Consider the following 12884-nt stretch of genomic DNA (forward strand, 5'->3'; position numbering starts at 1 on the left):
CCGGCCCGCGGCCGGTGAGGCGCGGGACGGCCAGCAGCCTGGGTCAGACCAGCTCGGCGGCAAGGTCCGCCTGGAGGAGGACTGCGCGCAGGAGGGCCACTGCCCCAGCCTTGTCCAAGGGGTTGTTCTTGTTGCCGCACTTGGGGCTCTGGACGCACGAGGGGCAGCCGGCGTCGCACTCGCAGGCCTCGATGGCGTCCAGGGTCGCCCGGAGCCACACCCTGATGCGCTCGAACCCGCGTTCGGCGAAGCCCGCCCCGCCGGGGTGCCCGTCGTAGACGAAGATGGTGGGCTGCTCGGTGTCGGCATGCAGGGCGGTGGACACCCCGCCCACGTCCCACCGGTCGCTCGAGGCGACGAGGGGCAGGAGGCCGATCGACGCGTGCTCGGCGGCGTGGAGGGCGCCGGGGAACTGCGCGGCGATCAGTCCCCCGGCTGCGAGCGTCGGCTCGGGCAGGGTGAGCCAGACGGCCTTGGTGAAGAGGTCACGTGCGCCGAGTTCGAGCGGCTCCTCGCCGAGGACCTCGTTGGAGATGAGCGCCTTGCGCTGGAAGGAGACGACCTGCGTGGTCACCCTGACCTCGCCGAAGTGGACGCCCACCGGGCCCCACTGCTCGCTGCGCTCCTCGCCGAGGACCTCGACCGTGGTGAGGTCCCGTGCGGTCGTGTAGTAGTCGGGGTTCACCCGCCGGACTACCACGCAGTGCTCTGCCTCGTTGAGCTCTTCCACGAGGTAGCTCGCGCCCTGGTGGACGTAGATGGCGCCCTGATGGGCCTGGTAGTGCGTCTGGGGCGAATCCATGGAGCCCAGCAGCTGTCCGGTCTCGGCCTCGATGATGCTCACGGGGCCGCCGCCGTCCGCCCGGAGGTTCACCATGCCCGCGGCGCTCTCCGGATGGGTCCAGAACCATCCGCCCGGCCTCCTCCGCAGGTACCCCTGGGCCACGAGCTGGTCGAGGAGGCGCTCGGTGGTGGGGCCGAACAAGGCGAGGTCGGAGGCGGTGATGGGCCTCTCGGCCGCGGCAGCGCACAGGTGCGGGCCGAGGACGTAGGGGTTCGACGGATCGAGGACGGTGGCCTCGACCGAGGTGTCGAAGATCGCCTCGGGGTGGTTCACGAGATAGGTGTCGAGGGGGTCGTCGCTGGCGACGAACGCAGCGAGCGCGTCCTGGCCCGAGCGCCCGGCGCGGCCGATCTCCTGGAACAGCGAGGCCCTCGTGCCGGGCCACCCCGCCACGAGGACCGCATCGAGCCCTGAGATGTCGATGCCGAGCTCCAGCGCCGAGGTGCTCGCGACCCCCAGCAGCTCCCCGGAACGCAGCCGCCGCTCGAGCTCGCGCCGCTCCTCGGGCAGGTACCCCGACCGGTACGCGGCGATGCGCGCGGGAAGGCTCGGATCGACCTCGTCGACGAGCCGCTGCGCGATCGAGGAGATCGTCTCGGCCCCGCGGCGCGACTTGATGAAGGCGATGGTCCGCACGTGTGCCGAGACGAGGTTGGCCAGCAGATCCGCGCTCTCGGCGATCGCCGTGCGCCGCTGCGGAGCGCCGTTCTCCCCGCGGGCGTCGGTCAGGGCCGGCTCCCAGAAGGCCACCTCGGTGGCCCCGTGCGGCGAGCCGTCCTCGGTGACTGCTGCGACGGCGTCGCCGATCAGCCGCCCCACCGAGCCCTCCGGGTCCCCGGAGGTCGCGGAGGCCGCGATGAAGACGGGGGCGGCGCCGTAGTACGCGCAGACCCGCCGGAGCCGCCGCAGGAGGTTGGCAACGTGCGATCCGAAGACGCCGCGGTACGAGTGGGCCTCGTCGATGACCACGAACTTCAGGCGCCGGAAGAACGCGGCCCACCAGGGGTGGTTCGGCAGGATGCCGAAGTGGAGCATGTCCGGGTTGGCGAGGATGACGTTCGCATGGTCCCGGATCCACCGCCGGGCCGACTGTTCGGTGTCGCCATCGTAGGTCTCGGCGCGGACCGTGCGCAGCCCGAGCGAACGGATGGCCGTGAGCTGGTCGGCCGCCAGCGCCTTGGTGGGGGACAGGTAGAGCACGGCGGCGCCGTCGTCGTGGATCCGTCCGGGCTGCTCGGCCACGCGCAGCTCCGAGCGGTGGACGGCGTCCAGCGCGGGGAGCTGGTAGGCGAGGGACTTGCCCGACGCGGTCCCGGTGGCGAGCACCACGTGGCGGCCGGCGTGGGCGAGGTCGGCCGCCTCGACCTGATGGATGTAGGGCTCGTCGACGCCGAGGCGCCGGTACGCCTCGACCAGGTCCGGGTGCGCCCACGCCGGCCAGGGCGCATGCCGGGCCGATCGTGCGGGGATCGTGCGCAGATGCCGCAGCTCCTCCGGGGCGGAGGACCGGCCCAGGAGCGAGAGGAGGGAGTCGTGCGCGGCCACACCAGCATTCTTCCAGCACCGACCGGACGCGCCGGACCGTGGGCGCCGGGGGCTGGCTCAGTCCGCGGAGAGCGAACCGCCCTGGGTGTTGCCCGCGTTGGTGAGCACGAGCACCTGGGACACGTCGCTCCAGCCGAGGTGGTGGTAGAGGTGCTGGCCGTCGGTGGACGCGATGAGCAGTCCCTGGTCGAGGTTGTGCTCGCTCATCGCCGCCGTGAGGGCCCGCATGATGAAGCTGCCCAGGCCCCGGCGGCGGAAAGCCGGCTCGGTGATGATCCGGTCGAACACGGCGTACCCGTGCGCCACGGCCACGTGGCCGCGCGCGGCCAGCGTGCCGTCGGCGGTGGCGACCGTCACCGTGGCGCTGTGGTCCTCGTAGTCGGTCGTCAGCTTGAGCTCGTCGTCGTTGAGCCAGGGTGCCTCGACGTCCTTGCCCTCGAAGTCCATGATCATAAGCTCCTGGTCCGCGGCGAGCACGACGAGGCCGTGCCTTTCGCCGAGGGCGCGGTAGGCGGCCAGGTCGTCGGTGAGCACGGTCATCAGCCGTGGCGAGGACTCCGCGACGAAGGCGGCGAGTTCGGCGAACTCCTGCTCGCTCGGATCGGCCGCGAACGCCTCCCAGTCGCCGGACTTGTCCGTGAGCTGCACGGTCTTGAACGCCCCGACGTCCTGGACCGGATAGTGGCGCGTGGAGGCCCAGCCTTCGACCCAGATGCCCAGAAGTTCGCTCAGCGATGGCTCTCCCATAGCCATGACGATAACCGCAACGACGCGAGCCTGATAAGGGCCGTGACAGAACTGTCACCGGGGCCTTGGCGGGGCCGCCGGTACCCTTGATGGGTGGCCCTGCACCGTATCGTCCTCTTCTACTGCTTCACCCCGCTGGCGGACCCCGAGGCAGTCCGGCTCTGGCAGCGAACCCTCTGCGAGGGGCTCGGACTCAGGGGCAGGATCATCGTTTCCCCGGACGGCATCAACGCCACCGTGGGCGGCGAGCTCAGCGCGGTCAAGCGGTACCTGCGGGCCACCAGGGAGTACCCCGGGTTCCGGAACCTCGACGTGAAGTGGTCCGAGGGCGGCGCCGCGGACTTCCCCCGCCTGTCCGTGAAGGCGCGCCCCGAGCTGGTGTCCTTCGGCGCGCCCGGCGAACTGGAAGTCGGCGACGACGGCGTGGTCGGCGGCGGCGAACGGCTCACCCCCGAGCAGCTCCACGACCTCGTCGCCTCGGGCAGCGCCGCCGAGGACGCCCGGCGCGAGGTCGTGTTCTTCGACGGGCGCAACGCCTTCGAGGCACAGATCGGACGCTTCAAGGGCGCGATCGTCCCCGACACCTCCACCACCCACGACTTCCTCGCCGAGCTCGACTCCGGCAAGTACGACGACCTCAAGGACCGCCCGGTCGTGACCTACTGCACGGGCGGCATCCGCTGCGAGGTCCTCACCGCGCACATGCGGCGCCGCGGCTTCCAGGAGGTGTACCAGCTCGACGGCGGGATCGTGCGGTACGGCGAGTCCTACGGCGACGCCGGCCTGTGGGAAGGCTCGCTCTACGTCTTCGACCGGCGCATGCACCTCGAGTTCAGCGAGGACGCCGCCACGATCGGCCGGTGCGCGCGCTGCGCTGCTCCGACGTCCGACTTCCACAACTGCTCCGACCCGGCGTGCCGCCGGCTGACCCTCTTCTGCCCGCAGTGCGCCTCGTCCCCCGAGACCCTCCGGTGCCCAGACGGCTGCCAGCAGGCGGAAGGCGCGGCAGGAGGGGCCGCCGTGCGCGTCACGGCCGGGTGAGCCGGTAGGCCACGTTGGCCGCCGCGTCGCCCGGGGCTGTGAACTGCACGTCGAGACGGCCCCCGGCCGGGACCTCGACGGGCCGCGCCCACGCACGGTTGCACGCGAACGTGAAGTCCAGCAGCTGCACATCGCCCGCGGTGACCCGCACGTCCGCGAGGCCCTCGCCCCGGCACGCGACGCGCAGGGTCGCAGGGCCCGGCTCTGCCGCTATGCCCATGCGCCGAGCCGGCCTGGCCGGCCACGCCGTGCTCGCGTCGCGGGCCAGCGACACCCCGGAGGCGTCCGGCAGCACCGTGGACGCCCACGACTGCAGGGCCTCGCCGGCCAGCGGCTGGTCCAGGGGTGCGGCCGTCGCGATGCCCCGCGCCACCCGCGACCTGCGGTCATGCTCGGCGGCTGCCGCCGACGCGCTGGCAGACGCCGACGCGGCCGCCGCGGCGCTGCGCTGGCCCAGGGGCGGCAGCCCGTCGTCGTACTGGTACGCGCAGCCGGCCGCGCCGGCCGCGAGGAGCACGGCCCCGAGGCACGCCTGCAGGGTCCTCGCCCTGGCGGGTCGCGCGGCGGCGGAGCGGCTCATGCGACCATTCTGCCCCAGCACCGGCCGCGCGGATCCGCCTAGACTTCCGTGGTGAGTTCAACCACCCCGGACGACGCCCCCGCCTCAGACCGGCCCGAGCTGCTGCGCGCGCTGGCCCACGACCTTGCCGCCGCGGACTACACGGTCGACGCGGTCGCCGAGCTCCTCGGCCCCGAGGCGCACGCGGCCCTCTCCCGAGACCAGATCGTGCCGGCGCTCGCGGCGACCCGCGCCGCGGGCGAGGATCCCGCCCGGACCCCGCTTGGCGCCGTCGTGCGCTTCTTCCTCCTCGCCCGGCCCCTGCCGGCAGCGGGGCTCGATGCCGTGTTCCCCGCGCTCGGTGCGGAGGGCCTCCGCGCGCTCGGGCTGGCCGAGCCGGCGGCCGACGGCGGGGGGCTCGCCGCGGCCGTCGACCTCCGCCCCTACGCATGGGATGCCGGCGACGGGGCGAAGGAGATCTGGGTGGCCTCCGACCTCGCCGCCCACCAGCGTGCCGGGGTCCTCCGCCCGGACCACGTGCTCGGGATCGGCCACGCCTCGACCACCCTCGTCCAGACCACGGCCAGGCGCCGGGTCGGGCGCGCGCTGGACCTCGGCACGGGCTGCGGGATCCAGGCCTTCCACCTGCTCGGCCACGCGCGCCACGTGGTCGCCACGGACATCTCCGAACGGGCGCTCGCGTTCACCCGCTTCAACCTCGTCCTCAACGCGAATGTCCTCGGCCTCGACCCGGAGCGCCTCGGGGACCGGGTCGAGCTCCGCCGCGGCAGCCTGCTCGACCCGGTCGCGGGGGAGCTGTTCGACCTCGTGGTCTCCAACCCGCCGTTCGTCATCACCCCGCGGGGCCCGGGCGAGCGGGCAGAGGACCAGTTCACCTACCGCGACGGCGGGCTGGCCGGGGACGAGCTCGTGGCCCGTCTCGTGGCGGGGCTGCCCGCCGTGCTGGCCGAGGGAGGCACCGCGCAGCTGCTGGGCAACTGGGAGATCCCGGCCGGCGCCCCGTGGCACCGGCGCGTCCGCTCGTGGGTGCCCGCGGACGTCGACGCGTGGGTCCTCCAGCGTGAGCAGGTCGGCCCCGGGCAGTACGCGGAGACGTGGCTCGCCGACGCCTCGCAGCAGCGCGACCCGGCCGCCTACGAGGAGGCCTACACCGCCTACCTCGCGGACTTCGCGGCCCGCGGGACCGCCGCGATCGGCTTCGGCGCGATCTGGCTGCGGCGGCCCGCACCGGGCCAGGCCCGCCTGGACCGCTTCGAGGAGCTCACCCATCCGCTCGAGCAGCCGATCGGGCCGCACTGGGCCGCGGCCGTGGAGCGTGCCGACTGGCTCGCCGCCCACCCCGACCTGGCAGCCGAGCGCCTCGTCGTCGCGGACGATGTCACCGAGGAGCGCCACCAGCGGCCCGGGGCGGAGCATCCCGGGGTGATCCTCCTGCGCCAGGGCGCGGGGTTCCGCCGCACGAGCCTGCTGAGCACCGAGCTGGCCGGCTTCGTCTCGGCGTGCGACGGCGGGCTCACGGCCGGGCAGATCGCGTCCGCGCTCGCTGCGCTCCTGGACCGCGACGACGAGGGCTTCCGCCCGGGCCTCCTCGCCGAGGCCGCGCACCTGGTCGCCGACGGCTTCCTCCTTCCGGCCGGAAACGGGGCCGGAGACCCGGCCGGAACCGCCACCGGCGACGCCCATGACGCGGGGAGGGCAAACCGTGAAGAGACAGCTTGACATCGCCCCGAGTGTGGCGTTTATTACACTCCAATACCGGCACAACGAAAAAGCAGCATGACGGACAAGAAGCGCAGTTCCCGCACCGAGAACCCGGTCCGGATCACAGACCCCAAGGCTATCCGCGCGCTCGCCCACGCGGCCCGCCTCGAGGCCATCAACGAGCTCTACTCGAGCCAGGAGAGCCGCACCGCCACCGAACTGGCAGCGTTCACCGGGCTCACCCCGAGTGCGATGAGCTATCACCTCCGCGCCCTGAAGAAGTGGGGCATCGTGGTCGACGCGCCGAGCGACGGCGACGGCCGGGAGCGGCGCTGGAAGGCCGCCGGCACCGACCTGAACCTGGACACGGCCACGACCGGCCAGACCCCGGGCCTCGCGATCATCGACATGGAGATCGACTCGCTGCGCACGCGGATCGCCAGCCACGCCAAGCACCGCGACGCGGCCCGGCGGCGGGGCGAGCCGGACGAGTCCCCCGTCATGATGATCTCGGGCAACGTCCTCAAGCTCACCCTCGAGCAGCGGGCACGCTTCAAGCAGCGGATGCTCGAGCTCATGGACGAGTTCGAGCTCGAGGAGCATCCCGGGGACGAGGACACCGAGCGCATGTACTTCGTCTGGTCGATGCTGCCCGAGGTTCGCGAGACGGTGAAGTCTGCGCCCAAGGAGGCGGGCGAGGGGCGGCGCCCCGCCGCGCGCCGGGGCGCGGCCCGCAAGCCCGGTGCGGAGGCCCCGGGGCGGGCGTCCTCGGGCGGCGCGGCGCACCCCGCCGCGGTCGCGGGCTCCTGAGGCCGGCTGTCCACAGCTGCACGCCCGGCTTGCGCGTGGGCGGCCGTCGTATGGTGAACTAGGGACTTGCGCGGCGCTCCGCCGCGCCCCCTCGTGCCACGACGCCGGCCTGCTCCGGGTCTGCCAGGGCACGGGAGATCTGCAGCAGTTTGGCGAGGAGTACCGTGGCCACGAAGGCTAGAACCGGCAAGAAGCTCGTGATCGTCGAGTCGCCGGCCAAGAGCAAGACGATCGCCCAGTACCTGGGCGACGGCTTCGAAGTCGACGCGTCGATGGGCCACATCCGCGACCTCCCCCAGCCCTCGGACCTGCCCGCCGAGCTGAAGAAGTCCTCGGTGGGCAAGTTCGCCGTGGACATCGAGCACGGCTTCGAGCCGTACTACGTCGTCTCGCCGGACAAGAAGAAGAAGGTCGCCGAGCTCAAGGCCAAGCTCAAGGACGCCGACGAGCTCTACCTCGCCACCGATGGCGATCGCGAGGGCGAGGCCATCGCGTGGCACCTGCTCGAGGTGCTCAAGCCCAAGGTGCCCGTGCACCGCCTGACCTTCCCCGAGATCACCAAGGAAGCGATCCAGCGCGCCATGGCGGAGCTGCGCGACGTCGACGAGTCGCTCGTAGACGCCCAGGAGACGCGCCGTGTCCTGGACCGCCTGTACGGCTACGAGATCTCCCCGGTGCTCTGGCGCAAGGTGGCCGGCGGCCTCTCCGCGGGCCGCGTGCAGTCGGTGGCCACCCGGCTCGTGGTGGAGCGCGAACGGGAGCGCATGGCGTTCCGCGCCGCGAGCTACTGGGACCTCCTCGCGACCCTCGCCCCCGCGGCGGAGGGCACGGACGACGCCGCCGCCCGCCAGAGCTTCCAGGCGCGGCTCGCGCAGGTGGACGGGAAGAAGGTCGCCACCGGGCGCGACTTCGACGACCGCGGCCAGCTCAAGGCCAAGAACGCCGAGCTCCTCACGGAGGCGACCGCCACCGCCCTCGCAGAGGGCCTGCGGGACGCGGCGTTCGCCGTCCGCTCCGTCGAGGAGAAGCCCTACACCCGGCGCCCCGCCGCCCCCTTCACCACCTCCACCCTCCAGCAGGAGGCGGCGCGCAAGCTGCGCTTCTCCGCGAAGGTGACGATGCAGGTCGCCCAGCGCCTGTACGAGAACGGCTACATCACCTACATGCGTACCGACTCGACGGCGCTGTCCGACCAGGCCGTCACGGCCGCGCGGCGGCAGGCCTCGGAGCTCTACGGCGCGGAGTACATCCCGTCGCGGCCCCGCGTGTACGCGTCCAAGTCCAAGAACGCCCAGGAGGCCCACGAGGCCATCCGCCCCTCGGGCGACTCCTTCCGCACCCCCGCCCAGGTCGCCAAGCAGCTCCGCGGGGACGAGTTCCGCCTCTACGAGCTCATCTGGAAGCGCACGGTCGCCTCGCAGATGGAGGACGCGAAGGGCTCCACCGCGACGGTCCGCCTCGGCGCGACGGCCGTCTCCGGCGACGCGGCCGGGCGGGACGCCGAGTTCGCCGCGTCCGGCACGGTCATCACGTTCCGGGGCTTCCTCGCCGCGTACGAGGAGGGCCGCGACGAGGTCCGCGAAGACACCGAAAGCGCCGCGAACGGCGCTGGGGCAGGGTCCAGCGAGGGCGGCCGCCTCCCGGTCCTCGCCCAGGGGCAGGCCCTCCACGCCCTCGACATCGCCGCCAACGGCCACCAGACCTCCCCACCCCCGCGCTACACCGAGGCCTCGCTCGTGAAGACGCTCGAGGAGCGCGGGATCGGCCGCCCGTCCACCTACGCGGCGACGATCTCCACGATCATGGACCGCGGCTACGTGCGCACCCGCGGCACGGCGCTCGTGCCGAGCTGGATCGCGTTCTCGGTGGTCCGGCTGCTCGAGGAGCACTTCCACGACTACGTCGACTACGACTTCACCGCCGAGATGGAGGAGGACCTCGACAAGATCGCCGCGGGCCAGCAGGCCGGCGCCGACTGGCTCAGCCACTTCTACTTCGGCGACGGGACCAACCCGGGACTGACCACGATCGTGAGCGGCCTCGGCGAGATCGACGCGCGCGAGGTCAACTCGGTCGAGATCGCCCCCGGCATCGTGCTGCGCGTCGGCAAGTACGGGCCGTACCTCGAGAAGCCCCTCCCGGCGGACGCCCCCGAGGGCACCGTGCCCGAGCGTGCCAACGTTCCCGAGGACCTGGCCCCGGACGAGCTCACCGCCGAGAAGGCGCTCGAGCTCATGGAGAGCGCGGGCCCCGAGGAGCGCGTCCTCGGCCAGGACCCGCACACCGGTCACACCGTGGTCGCCAAGAACGGCCGGTACGGCGCCTACGTCACCGAGGTGATCCCCGAGTTGACCCCCGAGCAGCTCGCGGCCCAGCCCGTCGAGTACTACAAGAACGGCAAGCCGAAGCCGCCCAAGAAGCCCGTCAAGGTCAAGCCGCGCACCGCCAGCCTGTTCAAGTCGATGACGCTGGACACCGTGACCCTCGAGCAGGCGCTGCAGCTCCTCACGCTCCCGCGCCGCCTCGGCGAGGACGCGGAGGGCACCGCGATCACGGTGCAGAACGGCCGGTTCGGACCGTACCTGAAGAAGGGCACGGACTCGCGCTCGATCGGCTCCGAGGAGGAGATCTTCACGATCACCCTCGAGCAGGCGCTCGAGATCTACTCCCAGCCCAAGACCCGCGGCGGCCGGACGGCCGCGGCCCCGCTGGCCGAGTTCGGCGACGACCCGGCCTCGGGCAAGCCCATCGTGGTCAAGGAGGGCCGCTTCGGCCCGTACATCACCGACGGCGAGACGAACATCACCGTTCCCCGGTCGACCGCGATCGAGGAACTGACGCGGGAGCGCGCCATCGAGCTCCTCGCGGAGAAGCGGGCCAAGGGCCCGGCCAAGAAGCCCGCCCGGCGGTCGTCGGGCGGCCGAGCGAAGGCGGGTGCCAAGTGAGCACGCACGACGGCGAGCCGGTCACCGGCGGCGAGCATGCGGCGTCGTCCGCGGAACCGACGGCGGTGCCCGCGCACCTCGACCCGGTGCCGCTGACCGAGCTCGAGGCCGCACTGGCCTCGGCGACGGCCTCCGGGGCCGACGACGACGCGCAGCAGTCCATCCTGGTCTTCCTCAACAGCCTCGTGTGCCTCCTCGTGCCGGAGCCGGCGGGGGAGCCGGGAGGCGGGGACACGGTCGAGCCGCTCATCCTCTCCAACGGCGAGGGCCAGCCCGTGGTCGCGGCGTTCACCCACCGGGCGCGGATCCGGCCGGACTTCCTCGAGCACGCGCCGACCGTGGTGCAGACCCAGGGCGCCCTGCTGCTGCAGAACCTCGGCAGCGAGCTCGGCCTGGTGCTGAACCCGGGCAGCGCCTACGGCTTCGAGCTGAACGCGGAGCACGTGGCCGCGGTGCTGCGCGACTTCCGACCCGCCGAGCCGGGCGAGCTGGGCCCGGACGGCCCGGCGGGTCCGGCCGGGGAATAATGGGCACATGCGGCTAGGCGTCCTCGACATCGGCTCGAACACCGTTCACCTGCTCCTGGTGGACGCCCATCCGGGTGCGCAGCCGGTGGCCTACGCCTCGCACAAGCGGCCGCTCTCCCTCGTGCGGTACCTCGAGCCGGACGGCAGCATCAGCGAGCGCGGCCAGAAGGAGCTCGTCGACTTCGTCCAGGAGGCCTGGGCGTTCGCCGGTCGGCACCACGCCGAGGACCTCCTCGCGTTCTGCACCTCCGCGATCCGCGAGGCGCCCAACGGCGACGCCGTCCTCGACCGGGTCCAGGAGGAGGCCGGCGTGACGCTGCAGGAGCTCACCGGGCCCGAGGAGGCCGCGATGACCTTCTTCGCCGTCCGGCGCTGGTACGGCTGGGGCGCCGGGACCATCCTCGATCTCGACATCGGCGGCGGCTCGTTCGAGATGGCGATGGGCCACGACTCGCTGCCCTCCGTCGCGACCTCCGTCCCGCTCGGCGCCCAGCGCCTCACGCGCGACTGGCTGGCCCAGGACCCGCCCACCGCCAAGAGCATCAAGGAGCTGCGCAAGCACCTCCGGGACACGCTGCGGCCGGTGGTCAAGGGCTTCGAGAAGGCGGGCCGGCCCAACCTGGTCACGGGGACCTCCAAGACCTTCCGCTCGCTCGCCCGCATCGCCGGCGCCGCGCCGTCGGGCGCAGGGCCGTACGTGCGGCGCGTCCTGCAGCGGACCGACCTCGGCCTGTGGGCCCAGCGCATCTCCGCGATGGCGGCCTCCGACCGGGTGCACCTCCCCGGGGTCTCGGAGGCGCGTGCCCCCCAGCTCCTCGCCGGTGCCCTCGCCGCCGAGGCGGCCATGGAGCAGTTCGAGGTCGAGGAACTCGAGATCTGCCCCTGGGCCCTGCGCGAGGGCCTGATCCTGCGCCGGCTCGACCAGCTTGTCCATGACGGCCCGCTCGAGCCCCCGGCGCACATCGGGCCCATCCAGAGCGAGCGTCGGCGGTCAGAGCGCATGCACCCCTCGAGGGCGCGCGTATGAACTCATCCAGCGGCACCGGAGCGGAAGCGGGAACCCACGTGGAGACAGCACCCCAGGCGGCACCAGAGGCGGACCAGCGCCCGGACGGAGGGGAGATCCCGGTGGCCCTCTCGAGCGCCTCGGTCTATCCGCTGAGCGTCCATGACGCCTTCGCGGTGGCCGCCGACCTCGGCTTCGACGGCGTCGAGGTCATGGTGACCAACAACTCCACGAGCCAGAAGGCCGAGGAGCTCATCCAGCTCGCCCAGCACTACGACCAGCCGATCGTGTCCATCCATGCGCCCACGCTCCTGCTGACACAGCAGGTGTGGGGGTCGCCGTGGAACAAGATCAGCCAGTCCTGCAAGATGGCGGTCGACGTCGGGTGCGAGACCGTCGTGGTGCACCCGCCGTTCCGCTGGCAGGGCAACTACGCGGAGACGTTCGCGCACGGGGTCCGGGACCTCTCCGACGCGTACGGGGTCCGGATCGCGGTCGAGAACATGTACCCTTGGCGCGTCCGCGGGCGCGAGACCCTCGCCTACCTCCCGCACTGGGACCCGATCGGACAGGGCTACCAGGACGTCACGTGGGACTTCTCGCATGCGGCGACCGCGCGCGAGGACAGCCTCGCCGCGATCAAGGCGCTCGGCAGCACGCTGCGGCACGTCCACCTGACCGACGGGTCCGGACGCTCGTTCCGCGACGAGCACCTCCTCCCCGGGCAGGGGACGCAGCGGGTCGCGGAGTGCCTCGCGCACCTGGGCGGGAACGGGTTCGACGGCGCCGTGGTCGCCGAGATCAGCACGCGCAAGGCCAAGGTGGCGGGGGAGCGCGAGCGGATGCTCGCCGAGACCCTCGAATTCGCCCGCACCCATCTGGGCCAGCGCGCCCGCCTCGACGCGGGCAGCGGAATCTAGGCAGGGGCTTCGGCGGCGGCCTCTGTCCGGGGCCGGCGCCGAAGCTGTCTGCGCACCCCTTGAGGACAAGGAACCCCTTAAACGAGTTCGGCACTGGCAGTTCGGGGAAGGTTAGGGGACCATACATCCGAACTGCCAGTGCCTGGCGGTCAGTCTTGGGGGGAGACTGACCGCCCCATCACTCGCACCCTGTGAGGTAGTTATTACTGTAGGGACGG

The 12884-nt window shown here is 72.5% G+C and carries 10 protein-coding genes; 7 read left to right on the plus strand and 3 right to left on the minus strand.

The features are described from left to right. Positions 1-43: 43 nt before the first annotated feature. Together ACYVKZ_RS18740 and ACYVKZ_RS18745 are read right to left on the minus strand one after the other, a co-directional pair. Positions 44-2389 carry a DEAD/DEAH box helicase gene (locus ACYVKZ_RS18740; RefSeq protein WP_460993727.1) on the minus strand — a complete coding sequence of 782 codons (2346 nt, stop codon included), beginning with the start codon at positions 2387-2389 and terminating at the stop codon, positions 44-46. A 57-nt stretch (positions 2390-2446) separates the two neighbouring features. Beyond that, positions 2447-3136 carry a GNAT family N-acetyltransferase gene (locus tag ACYVKZ_RS18745; RefSeq protein WP_460993728.1) on the minus strand — a complete coding sequence of 230 codons (690 nt, stop codon included), beginning with the start codon at positions 3134-3136 and terminating at the stop codon, positions 2447-2449. Positions 3137-3229: 93 nt separating this feature from the next. Between ACYVKZ_RS18745 and trhO the strand changes: the two genes are divergently transcribed. Further along, positions 3230-4177: an oxygen-dependent tRNA uridine(34) hydroxylase TrhO gene (gene trhO, locus ACYVKZ_RS18750; RefSeq protein WP_460993729.1), complete on the plus strand. Its 948-nt coding sequence runs from the start codon at positions 3230-3232 to the stop codon at positions 4175-4177. Here the strand turns inward: trhO and ACYVKZ_RS18755 are convergent. Further along, complete coding sequence (locus tag ACYVKZ_RS18755) at positions 4164-4757, minus strand: hypothetical protein (RefSeq protein ID WP_460993730.1); 594 nt, start codon at positions 4755-4757, stop codon at positions 4164-4166. The genes trhO and ACYVKZ_RS18755 overlap by 14 nt on opposite strands. Before the next feature lie 51 nt (positions 4758-4808). Between ACYVKZ_RS18755 and ACYVKZ_RS18760 the strand changes: the two genes are divergently transcribed. From ACYVKZ_RS18760 to ACYVKZ_RS18785, 6 genes are all read left to right on the plus strand, one after another. After that, the gene (locus ACYVKZ_RS18760; RefSeq protein WP_460993731.1) at positions 4809-6476 is read left to right on the plus strand and encodes a DUF7059 domain-containing protein; all 1668 of its coding nucleotides are present in this window, start codon (positions 4809-4811) and stop codon (positions 6474-6476) included. Between the two features lie 57 nt (positions 6477-6533). Beyond that, positions 6534-7268 carry an ArsR/SmtB family transcription factor gene (locus ACYVKZ_RS18765; protein WP_460993732.1) on the plus strand — a complete coding sequence of 245 codons (735 nt, stop codon included), beginning with the start codon at positions 6534-6536 and terminating at the stop codon, positions 7266-7268. Positions 7269-7432: 164 nt separating this feature from the next. Continuing rightward, on the plus strand, positions 7433-10213 hold the full coding sequence (gene topA, locus ACYVKZ_RS18770) for a type I DNA topoisomerase (protein ID WP_460993733.1): 2781 nt from the start codon (positions 7433-7435) through the stop codon (positions 10211-10213). Further along, a complete protein-coding gene (locus ACYVKZ_RS18775) occupies positions 10210-10740 on the plus strand; it encodes an SseB family protein (protein WP_460993734.1) in 531 nt (176 codons plus the stop codon). Before topA ends, ACYVKZ_RS18775 begins: the two co-directional genes overlap by 4 nt. Positions 10741-10747: 7 nt before the next feature. After that, positions 10748-11767, plus strand: a complete 1020-nt coding sequence (locus ACYVKZ_RS18780; RefSeq protein WP_460993735.1) for a Ppx/GppA family phosphatase — start codon at positions 10748-10750, stop codon at positions 11765-11767. Next, positions 11764-12666: a sugar phosphate isomerase/epimerase family protein gene (locus ACYVKZ_RS18785; RefSeq protein WP_460993736.1), complete on the plus strand. Its 903-nt coding sequence runs from the start codon at positions 11764-11766 to the stop codon at positions 12664-12666. Before ACYVKZ_RS18780 ends, ACYVKZ_RS18785 begins: the two co-directional genes overlap by 4 nt. The last annotated feature ends 218 nt before the right edge of the window (positions 12667-12884 follow it).

It is taken from the genome of Sinomonas soli (assembly GCF_054782415.1).